Here is a 19,446-nt window from a genome sequence, read left to right as displayed (position 1 = left end):
CCCCCCCCCCCCCCCCCCCCCCCCCCCCCCCCCCCCCCCCCCCCCCCCCCCCCCCCCCCCCCCCCCCCCCCCCCCCCCCCCCCCCCCCCCCCCCCGGTGCTCAGCCGATCGGGCGGATGCCCCAGCGGCCGGTGGTGGTCTCCCCCGGCTCCAGCCGGCGGACCCCCTCGCCGCTCTGCAGCGCGTTGGGCGGGCAGGTCATCGGCTCCACCGCCAGGCCGCCGCGGCGGCGCGGTCCGACGACGACGTCGCCGGTGAACACCTGCACGTGGTCGTAGGAGCCGTCCATCCAGACCACCGCGCCCCGGCCGTCCGGCCCGGTCAGCCGCACCTCGGCGAGCCCGTCCGGGCCGCGCTCGAGGTCGGTGAAGGCGTGGTCGATCCGCAGGTCACCGATGAGCCGGCCCCCACGCAGGTCGTACTCGGTGCCCTCGACCGGAGCCGAGCCGGTCGGGATGCCGCGCTCGTCGGTCTCCAGCCGGGTGGCGCCGGGGGCGACCACCGTGCAGTCGTCGACCCGCAGCCCGGGCCCCGCCGCCAGGTAGGGGTGGTGCCCCTCGCCGTAGGGCAGCGCGGTGTCGCCCTCGTTGGTCGCGGTGGTGGTGACCGTGAGCCCTTCGGGCGACAGCTCGTAGCCGACCCGCAGCCGCAGGGCGAACGGGTAGCCCGGCTGCGGGTGCAGCAGGTGCTCGAGGGTGATCGCGTCGCTCGCGCGCTCGACCACCGACCAGCTGACGAACCGGACCAGCCCGTGGATGGCGTTGGCCACCTCGGGCTCGGTGAGCGGCAGCTGCTGCTCCTGCCCGTCCCAGGTGTAGCGGCCGTCGCGCAGCCGGTTCGGCCACGGGGCGAGCACGTGCCCGCGGCCGTACTCGGCCAGCTCGTGCTCGGCGAACCCGTCGACGACGTCCCGGCCGCCGGAGCGGTAGGTGCGCAGCCCGCCGCCCACCTCGACGACGGTTACCTCCGCCCCGGCGCAGGAGAGCAGGTACTGCTGCCCGGTGGGGAGCACCGTCATCCGATGCGCTCGCCGCTCGTGGAGTCGAACAGGTGCACGTGGCCACGCCGCGGGCTGACGTGCAGCAGGTCGCCCTTCTCCGGCGGCGTGCGGCCGTCGGCGCGGGCGATGATGTCGTGCTCCCCGTCACCGAGCTTGGTGCGCCCGTAGACGTAGGCGTCGGCGCCGAGGACCTCGACGACGTCGACCTCGACGGGCAGGCCGTGGTCGGAGAACTCGACGTCCTCGGGGCGGATGCCGACGGTGACCTTGCCGCTGCCGGCCGACTGGCCCAGCACGTCGCGCGGGACCGGGTAGACGGTGTCGCCGAAGGACACCCCGCCGTCGACGACGTCGAGGTCGAACAGGTTCATCGCCGGGGAGCCGATGAAGCCGGCGACGAAGACGTTCTTCGGCTGGTCGTAGAGCTCGCGCGGCTTGCCGACCTGCATGAGCAGGCCGTCCTTGAGCACCGCGACCCGGTCGCCCATGGTCATGGCCTCGGTCTGGTCGTGGGTGACGTAGACGGTGGTGACGCCCAGGCGGCGCTGCAGCGAGGCGATCTGGGTGCGGGTCTGCACCCGGAGCTTGGCGTCCAGGTTCGACAGCGGCTCGTCCATGAGGAAGACCTGCGGGCTGCGGACGATCGCACGGCCCATGGCGACGCGCTGGCGCTGGCCACCGGAGAGGGCGCGGGGCTTGCGGTCCAGGTACGGCTCGAGGTCGAGCAGCTTGGCCGCCTCCTCCACGCGGCTGCGGCGCTCCTCCTTGCCGACGCCGGCCATCTTGAGCGCGAAGCCCATGTTGTCCGCGACGCTCATGTGCGGGTACAGCGCGTAGTTCTGGAACACCATCGCGATGTCGCGGTCCTTGGCGGGGACGTCGGTGACGTCGCGCCCGCCGATCAGGATGCGCCCGCCGTCGACCTCCTCCAGCCCGGCGAGCATGCGCAGCGAGGTGGACTTCCCGCAGCCCGACGGGCCGACGAGCACGAGGAACTCCCCGTCCTCGATCTCCAGGTTGATCGCGTCCACCGCGGGGCGCTCGGCCCCCGCGTACAGGCGGGTTGCGTGGTCGTAGGTGACAGACGCCATGGTGTGCTCCTCCTACCGGCAGGAACGTGCCGGACGATCCGAGTGGGGTGGGTCACGGTCGTGCTGTGGTGATCATGCACTCCGGCACGGGGCCCGCGTGCAGCGGTCACACCCGCGTGGCGGTCAGCTCCCGCACCTCCGCGTAGCGCTCCCGCACGTGCGGGACCGGGTCGGCCTCGTAGGTCTGGGTGCTGGTGGCGGGCCACACCGGCGGGGTGTCCCCGCCGGCGAGCGTCCAGGCCGCCTGCCGGGCGGCGCCGTCGGCGACGTACTCCCCCGGCGGGGGCACGAGCACCGGGACGCCGAGGACCGCCGGGGCGAGGCGGCGGACCGCCTCGGACCGGGCGCCGCCGCCGACCAGGAGCACCCGGCGAACCGGGTTGCCCAGTGCGGCGATCGCCTCCAGGCCGTCGGCGAGCCCGCACAGCAGCCCCTCGACCGCGGCCCGCGCCAGGTGCGCCGGGTCGCTGGTGGCGAGGGTCAGACCGTGCAACGCCCCGGTGGCGTGCGGGCGGTCGGGCGTCCGCTCCCCCTCGAGGTAGGGCACCATCACCAGCCCGCCGGACCCGGCCGGCGCGGTGAGCGCCAACCGGGAGAGCTCGTCGTGGTCGACCCCCAGCAGCCGGGCGGTGGCGTCGAGCACCCGCGCGGCGTTGAGCGTCACGACCAGCGGCAGGAAGTTGCCGGTGGCGTCGGCGAAGCCGGCGACGGTCCCCGAGGGGTCCGCCGAGGGGGTCGTGGAGACGGTGGAGACCACCCCCGACGTGCCGATGGACAGCACGACGTCGCCGGGCTCGGCGTTGATGCCCAGCGCCGCGGCGGCGTTGTCACCGCTGCCCGGGCCGAGCACCGCTCCCCCGTCGGCGGCCAGCGCACCCGCGGCCACCTGACCGGCCCGCTCGGCCGGCCCCAGCACCCGGGGCAGCACCGGGGTGGAGCCGAACGCCCGCGCCAGCAGGTCGGTCCGGTACTCCCCGGTGAACGGCGACCAGTAACCGGTGCCGCTGGCGTCGCCCCGGTCGGTGACGAGGGCGTCGAGGCCGTGCTGGTCACCCGACCCACCACCCCCGCGCCCCCCGGCCAGCCGCCAGGTCAGCCAGTCGTGCGGGAGGGCGACCGCCGCCGTCCGCTGGGCGTTGGCCGGCTCGTGCTCGGCCAGCCAGCGCAGCTTGGTGACGGTGAACGAGGCGACCGGGACCAGGCCGACCGCCTCGGCCCACGCCCGGCGGCCGGCGTCGCCGTCCCCGTCGCCGAGCTCGGCGATGAGGTCGGTGGCGGCGCCGGCCGATCGGGTGTCGTTCCACAGCAGCGCGGGGCGGACGACCTGGCCCGCCTCGTCGAGGCAGACCATGCCGTGCTGCTGTCCCCCGACGGCGACCGCGGCGACGTCGCCCAGGCCACCGGCCGAGTCGATCGCCTGCCGCAGCGCCGCCTCCCAGGCGGCGGGGTCGACCTCGGTGCCGTCGGGGTGCGACGCCCGGCCCTCACGGACCAGGGCGCCGCTCTCGGCGTCCCGCACCACGACCTTGCACGACTGGGTCGACGAGTCGACCCCCGCCACCAGCGTCATGACCTACCTCTGCTGCTCTGTGGATCCGGGCGTCAGGTCAGCGGGCGCCGAGCAGGTGCTCGATCATCAGCTGGTCGACCCGGACGACCCCGGCACCCCGCTTGGCGACGGCCTCGGCGTCGAAGTCCTCGAACGCCGAGCGGTCGGCCAGCAGGTCCTCGAAGCTCTCGCCCGCGCCGAGGGTGGGCTGCCGCAGCTCGGGCACCCGAGCGGCGGCCAGCGCCTCCTGCACCTCGGGGTCGGCCCGGAAGGCGGCAGCCCGCTCCTTGAGCATCAGGTAGGTGCGCATGTTCGCCGCGGCCGAACGCCACACGCCGTCCATGTCCTCGGTGCGCAGCGGCTTGTAGTCGAAGTGCCGCGGGCCGTCGTAGGCCGGGGCCCCGTCGACGCCGCCGTTCTCCAGCAGGTCGACGGTGGAGAAGGCCTGCAGCAGGTCGCCGTGGCCGAACACCAGGTCCTGGTCGAACTTCGGCCCGTGCTGGCCGTTGAGGTCGATGTGGAAGAGCTTGCCCGCCCACAGCGCCTCGGCGATCCCGTGGGTGAAGTTCAGGTTCGCCATCTGCTCGTGCCCGGTCTCCGGGTTGAGCCCCACCAGGTGCGAGTGCTCCAGCTTGGCGATGAAGCCCAGCGCGTGCCCGATGGTGGGCAGGAAGATGTCGCCGCGGGGCTCGTTCGGCTTGGGCTCCAGGGCGAAGCGCAGGCCGTAGCCGCGGGCCTCGGAGTAGGCGGCCAGGGTGTCGATCGCCTCGGCGTAGCGGTCCAGCGCCGCGATGAGGTCCTTGGCCACGTCGACCTCGGCGCCCTCGCGGCCACCCCACAGCACGTAGGTCTGGGCACCCAGCTCGGCAGCCAGGTCCATGTTCCGCATGACCTTGCGCATCGCGTAGCGACGCACCTCGCGGTCGTTGGCGGTCAGGCCGCCCTCCTTGAACACCGGGTGGGTGAACAGGTTCGTGGTGACCATCGGCACGACCAGGCCGGTCTCGTCGATCGCGGCCCGGAAGCGCTTGATGTGCGCGTCCCGGGCGGCGGTGTCGCTGCCGAACGGGATCACGTCGTCGTCGTGGAAGGTGACGCCGTAGGCGCCCATCTCGGCCAGGCGGTGCACCGACTCGACGACGTCGACCGGCTCACGGGTCGCGGTGCCGAACGGGTCGGCCGCCGGCCAGCCCACGGTCCAGAGACCGAAGGTGAACTTGTCCTCGCGCGTGGGCTTCAGGTCGGTCATCAGGGAGTTCCTCTCGAGAGCAGGTGGATCAGGAGGTGTACCGGGTCACTTGCCGAAGCCGGCCGTCAGACCGCCCAGCAGGTAGCGCCGACCGAACAGGTACAGCAGGAAGATCGGGACGACCGACAGCGTGACAGCCGCCAGCAGGCCGGGCACGTTCGTGCCGAACTGGCCCTGGAAGTCCCACAGGCCCAGGGTGAGCACGCGGGTGTCCTTGGACTGGGTGAGCACCAGGGGGAAGAGGAAGCCGTTCCAGGCGTTCAGCGCCGTGAACACCGAGATGGTGGTGATCGCCGGCTTGGCCAGCGGGAGCACCAGGCTGCGCAGCACGGCGAAGGGCCCGGCGCCGTCGAGGGTCTGCGCCTCGTAGAGCTCCTTCGGGATGTCGCGCAGGCTGTTGGTCATCACCAGCAGCGCCACCGGCATGGCGTAGGCCGCCGTCGGCAGGATGACGGCCAGCAGGGTGTCGTACAGCCGCATCTGGGTGATGAGCAGGTACACCGGGATGATCGTCGCCTGGGCCGGGATGGCCAGGCCGATCAGCATGAGCGAGAAGCCGCGCTGCACCAAGCGTCCGGTGTTGCGGGCGATGGCGTAGGCCGCCGGCACGCACAGCCCGACCACGATCGCGACCGTGGCGAGGGTGACGATGGCGGTGTTGACCAGGTAGGTCGGGAAGCCGCCCTGGAGGACCGTCGAGTAGTTCTCCGCGGTCGGGTCCGCCGGTGGGTTCAGCGGGTTCGTCGAGAGGTAGTCCGTCCGGGTGCGGAAGCTCGCCGCCACCAGGTAGTACAGCGGGACGGCGACGATGGCCAGCCACAGGGTGGCCAGGACGCCGGCGAGGTAGTTGGGCTTCTCCCGACGGCCGCCCGCGCTGCCGCTGCGGCGGGGCGGCCGGGAGGCCGACGAGCCCGCGCTGATGGTCTCCGGGTCGATGGCGGTCTGGGCCACGGTCACGCGCCTTCCTGCTCGCTCTGCATGTTGCGGAAGCCGGTCGCCCTGGTCACGACCAGGGACAGCACACCACCCAGCACGAGCAGGAGCACGGCGATGGCGCTCGCGTAACCGAGCTCGTAGGCGCTGAACCCGGTGATGTACATGTACAGCGGCGCCACGCGGGTCGCCGTGCCGGGACCGCCGCCGGTCAGGATCAGGATCGTGTCGAACGTGGTGAACGAGCCCACCAGCATCAGCACGGACGAGGTGATGACGGTGTAGCGCAGCAGCGGCAGCGTGATCGAGAAGAACTGCTTGAACCGGCCGGCACCGTCGATCGTGGCGGCCTCGTAGAGGCTGGCCGGGATCCCGCGGGTGGCGGCTTGGTACAGCAGCGTGTGGAACGGGATGTACTGCCAGCTCACCACGAACACCACGGTGTAGACGACGATCGAGGTGTCACCGAGGAAGTTGAACCGGTCCAGGAACGGCAAAGCCTGGGTGACGCCGAAGTTGGTGTCGAGCACCGACCGCCACAGCAGGGCGATGGCGGCGGTGGACAGCAGCAGCGGCAGGAAGAACAGCGTGCTCAGCACCGCCCGGTTCCGCTGCTTCCCGGCCGCCCAGACCCCGATCACCAGCGCGATCGGGGTCTGGACGAGCCAGGACAGGACCATGAACGCGAGGGTCAGCCGCAGCGAGGCGAGCGCCTCGCCGTCCTGCGCCAGCCGCGTCCAGTTCTCCGTCCCGGACAGGCCCGGAAAGCCGAAGCCCCTCCAGTCGGTGAAACTGAGGTACACGACCAGCACCATGGGCACCAGTGCGAACAGCCCGAAGAAGAGCAGTGCCGGTGTGGCGTACCAGGCAGACGGTCGTTGCAGACCCGTCTGCACGGATGACCCTCGTGAACTCATGATCTACCGTTCTCGTTCGTTCTCTCAGCCGGCCAGCGCGTCGACGAAGCCCTGCGCGTCGATCTCGCCGAGGAAGAACCGCGACAGCTGCTCCAGCATCTCGTTCGCCTCGTCAGAGGTGAGGTCCTGGTCCCAGGAGAGCTGGAAGTTGTCCGCCTCGACGGTGGAGTCGTACACGAACGTCGCGTGCTCGCCGTTCTCGGTGGCCTCGAGCTGGTCGCGGATGCCCTGCACCGGCGGCACGTCCCCGGCCTCGATGAGGTCGGTGATGTACTCGTCGCTGGTCAGCTGGGTCCGCAGGTACTCGCGGGCCGTCTCCTTGTTGTCGGAGTTGGCGGTCAGCGAGTAGAAGTTCGACACGTTGCCGACCAGGTTCGACGGGTCACCCGCGCCACCCTCGATCGCCGGGAACTCCGTCCAGCCGAGGTCGCCGGCGGCGACGAAGTCCGGGCTCTGGTCCAGCTGGTTGGTGTACTCCCACGAGCCCATCAGGTGGAAGCCCGCGTCGCCCTGGGCGAGGATCGTCGAGGCGCCGCCGACGTCGTAGCCGACGGAGGCGAAGTCGGTGCCGAAGGCACCGCGCTCGATGAACTCCTGCAGCAGGGTCATCGCCTCGAGGACCTCGGGCTGCTCCCAGCCGCCGGCCTGGTCGTCGCGGATGTTCTGGAAGACCTCCGGCCCACCGACGCGGTCGAGCAGGTACTCGGCCCACATCAGCTCGGTCCACGGCTGGTTGCCGGCCAGGGCGACCGGGGTCTTGCCCGCGGCCTTCAGCTGGTCGACCGCGGTCAGCATCTCGTCCCAGGTGGTCGGGACGGTGGCGCCGGCCTCGTCGAGGACCGCCTGGTTGTAGTAGAGGAACACCGGCTGCATGCCGCGCATCGGCAGGCCGTAGTTCGCGCCGTCCAGCTCCGCGCCGGCGAGGACGCTGGGCAGGAAGGCCTCGCGCAGGTCGGGGTTCTCGTCGAGCAGCCCCGTCAGGTCCTCGACCTCACCGGCGTCGACGTACTCCTTGAGGTTGCCGCCGCCCCAGTTGAAGAAGAGGTCCGGCGCGGTCGGGCTGCCGATCGCGATGCGGAGCCGCTGCTTGTACGGGTCGTTGCCGAACGTCGTGAGGTCGGCCTCGCCGGTCTCGGACTGCTCGTTGAAGCGCTCGATGGAGCCCTCGAGGATGGGCTGGAGCGCAGCATCCTGCAGCGCCCAGATCTGGGTGGTGCCGCCGCCTCCACCGCCTTCACCACCGCCGCCGGGGCCGGAGGACCCGCAGGCGGCCATGGAGCCGATGAGAACGAGGGACGTGGCCGAGACGGCCACACGGGTCAGACGCCGGGATGTCATCCCACGCACCTTCCTGTTTCGTCGTTGAAAACCGAAAGTTTCGGGCAGTTGCGAGAACGTAAGACACGCCACGATGCGTGTCAACGACGGGGCCGCGGCACGACGGAACGGTGTCCAAGCCGTGACATTCGCCTCGATCCGGGTCAGTCTGCACCCCCTCGGACGACCCGCTGCGGCCGGGGAGTTTCGATAATTGCCGAGCAGTGGCTAGCATCCGTCTCCACGCCGACAGCGACGCCGGCCCGCCCGGTGCTCCCTGCCCGTGCGCGGCTCCGCATGCAGCCGGCGCCCGCATGCCGAACCCGGGAGGACCGACAGTGGCTGCCCCACCGGTGGGCCGACCCACGCTGGCGAGCATCGCCGCAGCGGCCGGCGTCTCGCTGCCGACCGTCTCCAAGGTGGTCAACGGCAAGCAGGACGTCGCCCCCGCCACCCGAGCGCACGTGCAGAAGGTGCTCGAGCAGCACAACTACGTCCCGCTGAACCGCAAGGCCCCCGAAGGCCTGCTGGTCGACGTCGTCTTCACCGCCCTGGACAGCCCCTGGGCGATCGAGATCCTGCGCGGCATCACCGAGAGCGGCCTGCAGGTCGTGGTCAACGCGCTGAGCCAGTCCCCCGGCAACGACTGGGCCCAGCAGCTCATCGCCGGCGGTCGCCGCGGGGCCATCGTCGTCACCTCCCGGCTGACCCCGGCCGACCAGCGCCGGCTCGGCCGGTCCCGGCTGCCCGTCGTCGTCATCGACCCGGTCGACACGCCGGGGCAGGACGTGCCGAGCGTGGGCGCGACCAACTGGGCCGGTGGGCTGGCCGCGACCGAGCACCTCATCGAGCTGGGGCACCGGCGGATCGCCGCCATCGGCGGGCCGGAGCCCTACCTGTGCAGCCGTGCCCGGCTGGACGGCTACCGGGCCGCCCTGGACCGGGCCGGCATCGCCATGGACCCGCAGCTGCTGCGCCACGGCACCTTCCACCACGAGGGCGGCTACGAGCAGGCCCGCCGGCTGCTGGAGCTGCCCGACCCGCCGACGGCGGTCTTCGCCGGCAGTGACGAGCAGGCCTTCGGCGTGATGGAGGCCGCCCGGCAGGCCCGACTCTCCGTACCCCGCGACCTGAGCGTGGTCGGCTTCGACGACCTGCCGATGGCGCGCTGGTCCTCACCGCCGCTGACCACCGTCCGCCAGCCGCTGGCCGACATGGGCCGGATGGCGGGTCGGGTGCTGACCGACCTGATCACCGGCGGTGAGCTGGCCACGCAGCGGGTCGAGCTCGCCACCCACCTGGTCACCCGCGCCTCCACCGCACCTCCCCGTACCTGACCAGGGCGACCTGAGCTCGCCGCCGCTGAACCCGGACCACCCTGCTGAACCCTGACGACCAGGAGCACCACCGTGACGAACCCGAACGACCAGCACACCGCCGCGGACGCCGCGGAGGCCACCGCCGGGTGGCGGAACCCCGCCCGCCCGCTGGACGAGCGGGTGCGCGAGCTCATGGCCGCCATGACGCTGGAGGAGAAGGTCGCCCAGCTGTACGGCGTCTGGACGGCGATCTCCGAGGGCGAGGAGGTCGCCCCCAACCAGCACGAGTTCGCCGAGCCGCTCCCGCCGTGGGAGGAGCTGACCAAGCCCGGCCTCGGTCAGCTGACCCGCATGTTCGGCACCGGGCCGGTCGAGCCCGAGACCGGCGCCCGGGTCCTGGCGCAGACCCAGCGGGGCATCGTCGAGGGGTCCCGGCTGGGCATCCCGGCGATCGCGCACGAGGAGTGCCTCACCGGCTTCACCGCCTGGCAGGCGACCGTGTTCCCGATCCCCCTGGCGTGGGGCGCGTCCTTCGACGCCGAGTCGGTGCACACCATGGCCCGCGGCATCGGTGACCTGATGCGGTCCGTCGGCGTCCACCAGGGGCTCTCCCCCGTGCTCGACGTCAGCTTCGACCACCGGTGGGGGCGCACCGAGGAGACCATCGGCGAGGACCCGTACCTGGTCGCGGCGCTGGGCACCGCCTACGTGCGGGGCCTGGAGGAGGCCGGGATCGTGTCCACCCTCAAGCACTTCGCCGGCTACTCCGGTTCCGGTGCCGGCCGCAACCACGCCCCGGTGCGGATGGGGCAGCGCGAGTTCCGCGACGTCGTGCTGCCGCCGTTCGAGACCGCCCTGCGCGAGGGCGGCGCCCGCTCGGTGATGAACTCCTACGCCGCCGTCGACGGCCTGCCGCCGGCGGCCGACCCCGCGCTGATGACCGACCTGCTGCGCGGCACGCTGGGCTTCGACGGCGTGGTGGTCGCCGACTACTTCGCCGTCTCGTTCCTGGAGACCACCCAGGGCGTGGCCGGCGGCCCCGGCGAGGCCGCGGCGCTGGCGCTGACCGCCGGCATCGACGTCGAGCTGCCCACCGTGCGCTGCTACGGGGAGCCGCTGCTGGAGCGGATCCGCTCCGGTGAGGTGCCGATGTCGGTCGTGGACACGGCGCTGGAGCGGGTGCTCCGGCAGAAGGGCGAGCTCGGCCTGCTCGACGCCGGCTGGGACCCCGAGCCGGAGGTGCTGCGCCGGGGCACGACCATCGACTTCGACCCGCCGCACATGCGGGCGCTGGCCCGCACCATGGCGGAGCGCTCGGTGGTGCTGCTGGACAACCGGGCCGGCACCCTGCCGCTCAGCGCCCCGGGCAAGGTGGCCGTCGTCGGCCCCGCCGCGGACGAGGTGCTGTCGCTGATGGGCTGCTACGCCTTCCCCAACCACGTCGGGGTGCAGCACCCGGACATGGAGCTGGGCATCGAGCTGCCGACCCTGCTGGACGCCGTCCGCACCGAGTTCGCCGGCGCCGAGGTCACCACGGCGCAGGGTTGCCCGGTGCAGGAGGTCGACCGCAGCGGCATCGCCGACGCGGTCCGGGTGGCCGAGAGCGCCGACGTGGTGCTGGCCGTGCTGGGCGACGTGGCGGGCCTGTTCGGCCGCGGCACCTCCGGCGAGGGCTGCGACGCGGACGACCTGCGGCTGCCCGGCGCCCAGGGCGAGCTGCTGGACGCCCTGCTGGAGACCGGCAAGCCCGTCGTCGTGGTGCTGCTCACCGGCCGGCCCTACGCCCTCGGTGCCGTGGTCGACCGCGCCGCCGCCATCGTGCAGGCGTTCTTCCCCGGCGAGGAGGGCGCCGGCGCGGTCGCCGGTGTGCTCAGCGGCCGGGTCAACCCCTCGGGCAAGCTGCCGGTCCAGGTGTCCAGCACGCCGGGTGGGGCGCCGAACACCTACCTGCACGCGGCGCTGGGGGCCAAGAGCGGGATCAGCGCCGCGGACCCCACTCCGGTCTTCCCGTTCGGGCACGGCCTGTCCTACACGTCCTTCGCGTGGGAGGACGCCGCGGTCGGGGCGGCCGAGCTGCCCAGCGACGGCGAGGTGACCGTGTCGGTGACGGTGCGCAACACCGGTGACCGGGACGGCGCGGAGATCGTGCAGCTCTACCTGCACGACCCGGTGGCCAGCGTGGTGCGCCCGGTGCGCCAGCTCGTCGGCTTCGCCCGCGTCGAGCTCGCCGCCGGCGCCGCCGCGCAGGTGACGTTCACCGTGCACGCGGACCGGACGTCGTTCACCGGCCGGGACATGCAGCGGATCGTCGAGCCCGGGGACCTGGTGTTCCAGCTGGGCGCCTCCAGCGAGGACCTGCGGTTCCAGCTCCCCGTGCAGCTGACCGGCGCGCCCCGCGTCGTCGGCACCGACCGGGTGCTGAGCACCCCGGTGGAGGTCCGCCCCCTGTGAAGTAGGGCCTCCGTGCCCCCGCCACCCGCGAGCTCGCGGCGGGACCCTGCACGGGGGCCGATCCCGAGCCGCCGCGGCCGGCGCCCGAGCAGGGCGCCGGCCGCGTGCGTGCGAGCGGTGGGGGCAGGAGGGTCCTTCGACTACATGCCGACGAGCTCGTGCAGGGCGCCGACCTCCTGGCGGGTCAGCTTCCGGATCGTGCCGACCCGCATCCGGGCCAGGTCGACCGGGCCGACAGCGGTGCGGGTGAGCCGGTTCACCGGCAGGCCCACCTCGGCCAGCAGCCGCCGCACGATGTGCTTGCGTCCTTCGTGGAGCACCACCTCGACCACGGACTGCCCGGCGTGGGTGTCGACGACGGAGAAGGAGTCGACCTTCACCGGGCCGTCCTCCAGCTCGATGCCCTTGCGCAGCCGGCGGGCCATGTCGCGCGGCACCGAGCCGCTGACCTGCGCCAGGTAGGTCTTCTTCACCTCGTAGGAGGGGTGGGCGAGCCGGTGGGCCAGCTCGCCGTCGGTGGTGAGCAGCAGCAGGCCCTCGGTGTCCTGGTCCAGCCGGCCGACGTGCACCAGGCCCGCGGCCAGGTCGCCCATCATGTCGCCCACGGTCGGGCGGCCGCGGTCGTCGCTCATCGAGGTGATGATCCCGGCGGGCTTGTTCATCGCGTAGGTGACCTTGTCGTTGCGGATGTCGATCCGCCGCCCGTCGACCGCGATCACGGCGGTGTCGGGGTCGATCCGCATGCCCTGCGCCATCACGACCGCGCCGTTCACGCTGATCCGGCCGGCGTCGATCATCTCCTCGCACACCCGGCGGGAGCCGATGCCGGCGCGGGCGAGCACCTTCTGCAGCCGCTCACCGGGGCGGTCGTCGTCGGGCTCGGCGGTCTCCCGGTCGCCCGGGTGGGCCGGCGCGAGCTCCATCTCCTCCGACCAGCCCTCGCCGCCCGCGGTCTGGGACTCGTCGTCTGCGTGCGTGTTCATCCCCGCCAGTCTCCCACTCCGGGCCGGCTGCCCCAACGGCTCACCAGCGCGACCGGGACCGGCTAGCGCTCGGGGTGCTCGTCGAGCAGGGCGCGGGTGTCCGGCACCAGCGGCGCCAGCGGCGGCAGCTCGTCGAGGCCGGTGAGGCCGAGCCGCTCCAGGAACAGCGGCGTGGTCACGTACAGCCCTCCCCCGGTGTCGGGGTCGGAGCCGGCCTCCCGGATCAGCCCCCGGGTCACCAGGGTCCGGACGACGGCGTCGACGCCCACCCCGCGGATCGCCGAGACGCGCGCCCGGGTGACCGGCTGGCGGTAGGCGATCACCGCGAGCGTCTCCAGCGCCGCCTGGGTCAGCCGGCTGCGCTGGCCGCCGAGCAGGTGCCGCTCGACGACGGGGGCGTGCTCCTCCCGGGTGTAGAGCCGCCACCCCTCCCCCACCCGCCGCAGCACCGTCCCGGCGCGCCGGGCGTCGTACTCGGCGGCCAGATCGGCCAGCTCCTGGCGCAGCCGCAGCACCGAGCAGCGCAGCGCGGCGGCCATGGCCCCCTCGTCGAGCGGCGCGTCCGCGACGAACAGCAGCGCCTCCAGCCCGCCGCGCAGCGCGACGGCGTCCAGCGGCGGGCCGTCTGGTTCCGCCGCGGCCGCAGCCGCCGGTTCCTCCACCGGCGCCTCCGGCTCGGGGACGACGACCAGCTCCACCGGCGGGGCGGCCGGAGCTCGCCCGAGAGGAGGCTCGGTGGGTCCGTCGGCGTCCGGGGCGCTGTCCGGGAGGGAGCCCTCCGGCGGGCCGTCGGCGTCCTCGGGGGCGCCGAGGCCGGCGGCGAGCTCGGCGGCGATGGCGTCCCAGGCCGCGACCGGCGGGTCGTCGTCGTGCTGCCCGGCGGCGGCGAACTCGGCGGCAAGCGCGTCCCAGGAGAAGGCGGGGCGCTCCTCGGCCGGCTGGTCGCCGGTCTGCTGGTCCTCGGGCGGCTCGGGCCCGGTCACGCGTACTCCTCCACCCGCTCGTCGGCGTCGTCGTCGAGCCCCGGCAGCCGGCCGTCGACCAGCTGCGGTCCGGTCCACCGCACGTGCAGCTCCCCCAGCGGGACCACCTGGTCGAAGGCGACCAGCTGCTGGCGGTACAGCTCCAGCAGGGCGAGGAAGCGGGCCACCACCTCCAGGGTGTGCGCGCAGTCCCGGCTCAGGCCCCGGAAGGTCGCCGTCCCTGCCTCGGCCAGCCGGGCGCGCACCAGGACCAGCTGCTCGGTCAGGCTCACCGCCGGCGCGTGCAGGTGGGAGACGCTGACCGTGGGCGGGGGCTTGGGGGTCAGCGCCTGCGCGGCGAGCGCGGCGAACTGCTCCGGGCCCACCCCCAGCAGCACCTCGGGCAGCAGGTCGGCGAAGCGGGGCTCCAGGGCGGCGTCCCGGGCGAACCGGCGGGCCGCCTGCGCTTCCCGCTCGCGCAGGAACTCGGCGGCCTGCTTGTACGCCCGGTACTGCAGCAGCCGGGCGAACAGCAGGTCGCGCGCCTCCAGCAGCTCCAGGTCGTCCTCGTCCTCGACGTCGGCCGCCGGCAGCAGCCGGGCGGCCTTGAGGTCCAGCAGGGTGGCGGCCACGACGAGGAACTCGCTGGCCTGGTCCAGGTCCAGCTCGTCGCCGAGGGCGCGCAGGTGGGCGATGAACTCGTCGGTGACCTTGGACAGCGCGATCTCGGTGACGTCGAGCTTGTGCTTGCCGATCAACTGCAACAGCAGGTCGAACGGCCCCTCGAAGTTGGTCAGCCGGACGGTGAACCGCCCGTCGGGGACCACCTCCGCAACCGTCGTCGTCACGCTCCGAGCCTAGATCGCCCGGAGGCGCTGGTCAGTCACGTGACCACCGTGGCCACTCCAGCCCCACGGAGCTGATCCGCAGCGGTTCGCTGGTGTCGCGGGTGGCGATGACCTCGTCCAGGTGCACGAGCAGCAGGTTGAGGCCGGCGGACGCCACGCTGTCGTCGGGCCAGAGGTCGTCCCGGCAGCCCGCGCCGAGGGCGAGCACGGCCGCCTCCAGATCGGATTCCTTCGTCCAGAGCGTCAAGGGGTGGTCGAGGTCCCCCGGGTACAGCCGGATCTCCACCGAGCGGTGGCCACCGAACCGCACCTCCAGCTCGCTCTCCCCCATCCGCAGTCGGCGGACGAGCTCCTCGGTGAACGGGGCCGCGGGCACCGGGCCAGGGTAGGTCCGGTTCCCGCGGTGGTCAGCTCACTTCCGGAGGCGGCGGACGAGGACGGAGTCCTCGCCGTGCAGCTCGTAGTCCGAGAGCAGGACGGCGATCGCCTCACGGACGATCCGGCCCCGGTCGGCCACCACGCCGTGCTGGCCGCGCAGCCTGAGCCGGGCCGACTCCAGCGCCAGCAGCTCCTCGGCGGAGCAGTAGACGGTGATCTTCTCCTCGTGCCGGGTGCGCCCGCGGTCGGCGCGCTGCCGGACAGCGGCCTTCGGGGCCGGCGCGGGCAGCGCGGCGCGGTGGCCGGCGAGCTCGTCGACGACGATCCGCGGCGCACCCCCGGCCACGTCGGGCACCAGGGTCAGCGGGGCCGCACCGGGCGGCGGCGGAGCGGTCTGCGGCTCGGCGGCCGGCCGGGCGGGCTCGGCCTTGGCGCCGCGCAGGGCCGGGGACGACTGCGCGGCGGCGAGGGTCGGCAGCTCGGTGACCGGCGCCGACGGCGCGGCCGGTGCGTCGGTGCGCCGGAACAGCTCGCTCGCCCCCGGGAGGACAGGACGGCGCGTCACAGTGCGATGACCTCCTTGGCCAGGTCGCGGTAGGCCGCGGCACCGGAGGAGGTGGGCGCCCAGGTGGTGATCGGCTGCCCGGCGACGGTCGTCTCCGGGAACCGCACGGTGCGGCCGATGACGGTCTGGAACACGGTGTCACCGAAGGCCTCGACCACGCGGCTGAACACCTCGCGGCAGTGCACGGTCCGGGTGTCGTACATGGTGGCGAGGATCCCGGAGACCTCCAGCGCCGGGTTGAGGCGCTCCTTGACCTTGTCGATGGTGTCGACCAGCAGGGCGACGCCGCGCAGGGAGAAGAACTCGCACTCCAGCGGGATGATCACGCCGTGCGCGGCGGTCAGCGCGTTGACCGTCAGCAGGCCCAGCGAGGGCTGGCAGTCGATGAGCACGTAGTCGTACTCGGCGCGAATCGGGGCGAGCACCCGCATCAGGGTCTGCTCGCGGGCGACCTCGCTGACCAGCTGCACCTCGGCGGCGGACAGGTCGATGTTGCTGGGCACCAGGTCCAGGCCGGGCACGCCGGTGGCCACGCGCACGTCGGCCAGCGTCGTGGCCGGCTCCATCAGGGCGTTGTAGATCGTGCGGTCCAGCTGCTGCGCGGGGATGCCCAGGCCGACCGACAGCGCACCCTGCGGGTCCAGGTCGACCAGCAGCACCTTGCGCCCGGCCTCGGTGAGGGCGGCACCGAGGTTGATGGTCGACGTCGTCTTGCCGACGCCGCCCTTCTGGTTGCACATCGCGATGATCCGCGCGGGCCCGTGCTGCGTGAGCGGCTTGGGGTCGGGCAGCTTGCGCTGCCGCGCCTTCGCCGGGTCGATCCGGCTGGCCGGCGCCCCCATCTCGGCATCGCCGGCCGGGGCCCCGCCGTACGGGAGCGCGACCGCGCGCCCCGCCGCCTCGGCTCGTGTCGACATGGTGTGCGCCCTCTTCCCTCGCTGGTGCCGACCGGCGGCGTGCGCCGGCCCCGGACCCGCGGCCACCGGACGGTGGCCGCGCCGGGAGACGTCGCGGCACGGCGGGGGGAAGCCTCCGCACCGATCTCCCACCGGTGATCTCGGCAGCCCGGAAGGGGGACGTGACCGGCTGGCGGTCGAGTTGTCGACAAATCTGCCGACGGGCTGCGCGGGCTGGTCAGCGCAGCGCGCGGGGGTGGCTGGTGGCGTAGACCTCGCGCAGCCGGTCGACGGTGACCAGCGTGTACACCTGCGTGGTGGTCACCGAGGCGTGCCCGAGCAGCTCCTGCACGACCCGGACGTCGGCGCCGCCGTCGAGCAGGTGGGTGGCGAAGGAGTGCCGCAGCGTGTGCGGGGAGAGCTCGGCGGAGATCCCCGCCCGCTCGGCGGCGTCGCGCAGGATCGACCAGGCGCTCTGCCGGGACAGCGCCCCGCCGCGGGCGTTGAGGAACAGCGCTCCACCACGCTGCCCTCCGGGCCGGCCCTTCTCGGCGAGCGCCGGGCGGGCCCGCACCAGGTAGTCCTCGACGGCGCGGACGGCGTAGCTGCCGACCGGCACCACCCGTTCCTTGCCGCCCTTGCCGGCCAGCCGCACCGCCGCCGAGCCGAGGTCGAGGTCGTCGACGGCCAGCCCGACCGCCTCGGAGATCCGGGCGCCGGTGCCGTACAGCAGCTCCAGCAGCGCCCGGTCGCGCAGCCCGCGGGGGCCCTCCACGGACCCGGCGGCGGTCAGCAGCGCCTCGATCTCCTCGACCGGGATCGCCTTGGGCAGCCGGCGGGCGGGCGCCGGCGGACGCACCTCCGCCGCGACGTCGTCGGGCACCAGCCCGTCGAGCAGCGCGAAGCGGTGCAGCCCGCGGACGGCGACCACCGCGCGCGCGGCCGACGTCGCCGACAGCGGCGGGTGGTCCTCGTCGCCGGTGCGCAGCGCCACCAGGAACGCCGCGACGTCGGACTCGCCCACCTCCCCGAGGCCGCGCACACCGGTGGCCGCCAGGAACTCGGCGTACCGGCGCAGGTCCCGGCGGTAGGAGGCGATGGTGTTGGCGGCCAGGCCACGCTCGACCGTCAGGTGGTCCAGGTACCCGGTGACCACCCGCTGCACGTCGGGGCCGGCCCCGGTCCGCGCGGCAGTCAGGACAGCACCTCGGCCAGCGGCTCCCACGGCAGGCCGTGTGCCGCGGCCACCCCCTCGTGCACCAACCGGCCGGCGGCGACGTTGACCCCGCGGGCCAGCGCCGGGTCCGCCGTCACCGCACCGTCGGTGCCCCGGGAGGCGAGGGCGAGCACGTGGGGCAGCGTGACGTTGGTCAGGGCGTAGGTGGAGGTGTGCGGCACCGCGCCGGGCATGTTGGCCACGCAGTAGAAGACCGAGTCGGCCACGCCGAACGTCGGGTCGTCGTGCGTGGTCGGCCGGGTCGACTCGAAGCACCCGCCCTGGTCGACGGCGATGTCCACCAGCACCGACCCCGGCTTCATCCGGCCGACCAGCTCGTCGCTGACCAGCGTGGGTGCCTTGGCGCCGGGCACCAGGACGGCACCGATCACGAGGTCGGCCTCCAGCACCGCCCGCTCGACCTCCAGGGCGTTGGAGGCGACCGTCTGCAGGTGCCCGCGGTAGAGCCGGTCGGCGGCGCGCAGCTTCTCCAGGTCGCGGTCGAGCACGGTGACCTGGGCCTGCATGCCGAGTGCGATCGTGGCCGCGTTCATCCCGGAGACCCCGGCGCCCAGGACGACGACCTTCGCCGCGTGCACCCCGGACGCGCCGCCCAGCAGCACCCCGCGCCCGCCCTGCGCGCGCTCCAGGGTGTGCGCCCCGACCTGTGGCGCCATCCGGCCGGCGACCTCCGACATCGGGGCCAGCAGCGGCAGGGCCCCGCCGTCGGTCTGCACCGTCTCGTAGGCGATGGCGGTGGTGCCCGCAGCCAGCAGCGCGTCGGTGCAGGCGCGGGAGGCGGCCAGGTGCAGGTAGGTGAACAGCGTCTGCTCGGCGCGCAGCCGGCCGTACTCCTCCGCGACCGGCTCCTTCACCTTCAGCAGCAGGTCGGCGTCGGCCCAGACGTCGTCGGCGGTGGGCACGATCCGGGCGCCGGCGGCGGTGAAGTCGGCGTCCGGGATCGACGAGCCCGCCCCGGCGTCGTGCTCGACGAGCACCTCGTGCCCGGCGGCGACCAGCTCGGTGACGCCCGACGGCGTCAGCGCGACCCGGTACTCACGGTTCTTGACCTCTCGGGCGACTCCGACCCGCATGGTCCCCACTCCCCGTCTCGGCGGGCGTCCCGGGGTGCCGGTGGCGCCACCGCATCGTGGGCGCCCGATCGGGGCGCGCCTCCCGGCGGAGTCTAGGCAGGGCCGGTGCGCCGGGTGTGTCGACGGCCACCCTCGGCGGGTCAGCCGACCCGCGCGTCGTAGGCGGCGCGGGCGACGAGCACCTCGTCCATGTGCCCCTGGGCCCAGAGCTTGAGGCCGCGGATCCTCTCGTACAACGACAGACCCAGGTCGGTCAGTTCGTAGGTGACGGTGACCGGCACCGTCGGCGTCACGGTGCGGGTGAGCAACCCGTCCCGCTCCAGGGAGCGCAGCGTCTGGGTGAGCATCTTCTGGCTGGCCCCGGCCAGCTGGCGGGCCAGCTCGGAGTACCGCAGCGCCCGCGGCTCGCCGCTGCACGGGCCACCGTCGGAGTGCGGGCCGCCGCTGCCCAGTGCGGCCAGCACCAGCGTGACCCACTTGTCGGAGATCCGGTCGAACAGCTGGCGGCCGGCGCAGGCCGCCAGGAACGCGTCGTACTCCACCTTGCTCTGCGCCCGCCGCTGGGCCGCCGTCGTCGTCGCCACGAACCGCTCCTCTTCCCCCTGGGTGCCCTACGCACTTCCAGGTGCCTGCTTCCCGCCGGGGAGTTCCGGCACCACCCTCTCCGGAGGAACCACC

At 73.6% G+C, this 19,446-nt stretch carries 18 protein-coding genes; 2 read left to right on the top strand and 16 right to left on the bottom strand.

Translation table 11 applies throughout. From position 1 onward, the window contains the following. Positions 1–100 precede the first annotated feature (100 nt). The 7 genes from ACI783_RS15525 to ACI783_RS15495 form a co-directional block, all read right to left on the bottom strand. On the bottom strand, positions 101–1,018 hold the full coding sequence (locus ACI783_RS15525; protein WP_457141274.1) for an aldose 1-epimerase family protein: 918 nt from the start codon (positions 1,016–1,018) through the stop codon (positions 101–103). Beyond that, positions 1,015–2,091 carry an ABC transporter ATP-binding protein gene (locus tag ACI783_RS15520; protein ID WP_457084104.1) on the bottom strand — a complete coding sequence of 359 codons (1,077 nt, stop codon included), beginning with the start codon at positions 2,089–2,091 and terminating at the stop codon, positions 1,015–1,017. Before ACI783_RS15520 ends, ACI783_RS15525 begins: the two co-directional genes overlap by 4 nt. Positions 2,092–2,197: 106 nt before the next feature. Further along, positions 2,198–3,661: a xylulokinase gene (xylB, locus tag ACI783_RS15515; RefSeq protein ID WP_457141273.1), complete on the bottom strand. Its 1,464-nt coding sequence runs from the start codon at positions 3,659–3,661 to the stop codon at positions 2,198–2,200. A gap of 37 nt (positions 3,662–3,698) precedes the next feature. Further along, positions 3,699–4,889, bottom strand: a complete 1,191-nt coding sequence (xylA, locus tag ACI783_RS15510; protein ID WP_457084108.1) for a xylose isomerase — start codon at positions 4,887–4,889, stop codon at positions 3,699–3,701. Positions 4,890–4,934: 45 nt separating this feature from the next. After that, positions 4,935–5,846 (bottom strand): carbohydrate ABC transporter permease, encoded by a 912-nt coding sequence (locus ACI783_RS15505; protein ID WP_457141272.1) that lies wholly within the window; start codon positions 5,844–5,846, stop codon positions 4,935–4,937. After that, positions 5,843–6,718 carry a carbohydrate ABC transporter permease gene (locus tag ACI783_RS15500; RefSeq protein ID WP_457141271.1) on the bottom strand — a complete coding sequence of 292 codons (876 nt, stop codon included), beginning with the start codon at positions 6,716–6,718 and terminating at the stop codon, positions 5,843–5,845. Before ACI783_RS15500 ends, ACI783_RS15505 begins: the two co-directional genes overlap by 4 nt. 45 nt (positions 6,719–6,763) lie before the next feature. Then, on the bottom strand, positions 6,764–8,014 hold the full coding sequence (locus tag ACI783_RS15495) for an ABC transporter substrate-binding protein (RefSeq protein WP_457141270.1): 1,251 nt from the start codon (positions 8,012–8,014) through the stop codon (positions 6,764–6,766). 380 nt (positions 8,015–8,394) lie between these two features. Here ACI783_RS15495 and ACI783_RS15490 point away from each other — a divergent pair, with 380 nt between their 5' ends. Then, the gene (locus ACI783_RS15490; protein WP_457141269.1) at positions 8,395–9,393 is read left to right on the top strand and encodes a LacI family DNA-binding transcriptional regulator; all 999 of its coding nucleotides are present in this window, start codon (positions 8,395–8,397) and stop codon (positions 9,391–9,393) included. Positions 9,394–9,465: 72 nt separating this feature from the next. After that, positions 9,466–11,826: a beta-xylosidase/alpha-l-arabinosidase gene (locus ACI783_RS15485; RefSeq protein ID WP_457141268.1), complete on the top strand. Its 2,361-nt coding sequence runs from the start codon at positions 9,466–9,468 to the stop codon at positions 11,824–11,826. A 140-nt stretch (positions 11,827–11,966) separates the two neighbouring features. On the opposite strand, the gene ACI783_RS15480 is transcribed toward ACI783_RS15485, so the two are convergent. The 9 genes from ACI783_RS15480 to ACI783_RS15440 all read right to left on the bottom strand — a co-directional run bounded on the left by ACI783_RS15480 (position 11,967) and on the right by ACI783_RS15440 (position 19,352). After that, positions 11,967–12,809, bottom strand: coding sequence for a pseudouridine synthase (locus ACI783_RS15480; protein WP_457141267.1), 843 nt, complete (start codon positions 12,807–12,809; stop codon positions 11,967–11,969). 62 nt (positions 12,810–12,871) lie between these two features. Continuing rightward, on the bottom strand, positions 12,872–13,792 hold the full coding sequence (gene scpB / locus ACI783_RS15475) for an SMC-Scp complex subunit ScpB (RefSeq protein WP_457141266.1): 921 nt from the start codon (positions 13,790–13,792) through the stop codon (positions 12,872–12,874). Next, a complete protein-coding gene (locus tag ACI783_RS15470) occupies positions 13,789–14,619 on the bottom strand; it encodes a segregation and condensation protein A (RefSeq protein WP_457141265.1) in 831 nt (276 codons plus the stop codon). Before ACI783_RS15470 ends, scpB begins: the two co-directional genes overlap by 4 nt. A 31-nt stretch (positions 14,620–14,650) precedes the next feature. Next, positions 14,651–14,995, bottom strand: coding sequence for a hypothetical protein (locus tag ACI783_RS15465; protein WP_457141264.1), 345 nt, complete (start codon positions 14,993–14,995; stop codon positions 14,651–14,653). A 36-nt stretch (positions 14,996–15,031) separates the two neighbouring features. Further along, positions 15,032–15,562 carry a hypothetical protein gene (locus ACI783_RS15460; RefSeq protein WP_457141263.1) on the bottom strand — a complete coding sequence of 177 codons (531 nt, stop codon included), beginning with the start codon at positions 15,560–15,562 and terminating at the stop codon, positions 15,032–15,034. Then, the gene (locus ACI783_RS15455; protein ID WP_457084128.1) at positions 15,559–16,479 is read right to left on the bottom strand and encodes a ParA family protein; all 921 of its coding nucleotides are present in this window, start codon (positions 16,477–16,479) and stop codon (positions 15,559–15,561) included. The genes ACI783_RS15460 and ACI783_RS15455 overlap by 4 nt, the downstream gene beginning before the upstream one ends. Positions 16,480–16,696: 217 nt before the next feature. Beyond that, positions 16,697–17,614 carry a site-specific tyrosine recombinase XerD gene (gene xerD / locus ACI783_RS15450; protein WP_457141262.1) on the bottom strand — a complete coding sequence of 306 codons (918 nt, stop codon included), beginning with the start codon at positions 17,612–17,614 and terminating at the stop codon, positions 16,697–16,699. 38 nt (positions 17,615–17,652) lie between these two features. Next, positions 17,653–18,768 carry an alanine dehydrogenase gene (gene ald, locus ACI783_RS15445; protein WP_457141261.1) on the bottom strand — a complete coding sequence of 372 codons (1,116 nt, stop codon included), beginning with the start codon at positions 18,766–18,768 and terminating at the stop codon, positions 17,653–17,655. 140 nt (positions 18,769–18,908) lie between these two features. Then, on the bottom strand, positions 18,909–19,352 hold the full coding sequence (locus tag ACI783_RS15440) for a winged helix-turn-helix transcriptional regulator (RefSeq protein WP_457141260.1): 444 nt from the start codon (positions 19,350–19,352) through the stop codon (positions 18,909–18,911). Between the last annotated feature and the right edge of the window lie 94 nt (positions 19,353–19,446).

It is taken from the genome of Modestobacter sp. SYSU DS0511, from assembly GCF_054050755.1.
The sequence above is the reverse complement of the archived record's forward strand: the minus strand, read 5'-3'. Positions and strand labels throughout refer to the sequence as shown.

What these genes read in the sequence shown, in the direction of transcription:
- ACI783_RS15525 (WP_457141274.1), bottom strand. Translation starts at nt 1,018, where the DNA reads ATGACGGTGCTCCCCACCGGGCAGCAGTACCTGCTCTCCTGCGCCGGG.
- ACI783_RS15520 (WP_457084104.1), bottom strand. Translation starts at nt 2,091, where the DNA reads ATGGCGTCTGTCACCTACGACCACGCAACCCGCCTGTACGCGGGGGCC.
- xylB (WP_457141273.1), bottom strand. Translation starts at nt 3,661, where the DNA reads ATGACGCTGGTGGCGGGGGTCGACTCGTCGACCCAGTCGTGCAAGGTC.
- xylA (WP_457084108.1), bottom strand. Translation starts at nt 4,889, where the DNA reads ATGACCGACCTGAAGCCCACGCGCGAGGACAAGTTCACCTTCGGTCTC.
- ACI783_RS15495 (WP_457141270.1), bottom strand. Translation starts at nt 8,014, where the DNA reads ATGGCCGCCTGCGGGTCCTCCGGCCCCGGCGGCGGTGGTGAAGGCGGT.
- ACI783_RS15480 (WP_457141267.1), bottom strand. Translation starts at nt 12,809, where the DNA reads ATGAACACGCACGCAGACGACGAGTCCCAGACCGCGGGCGGCGAGGGC.
- ACI783_RS15455 (WP_457084128.1), bottom strand. Translation starts at nt 16,479, where the DNA reads ATGTCGACACGAGCCGAGGCGGCGGGGCGCGCGGTCGCGCTCCCGTAC.
- ald (WP_457141261.1), bottom strand. Translation starts at nt 18,768, where the DNA reads ATGCGGGTCGGAGTCGCCCGAGAGGTCAAGAACCGTGAGTACCGGGTC.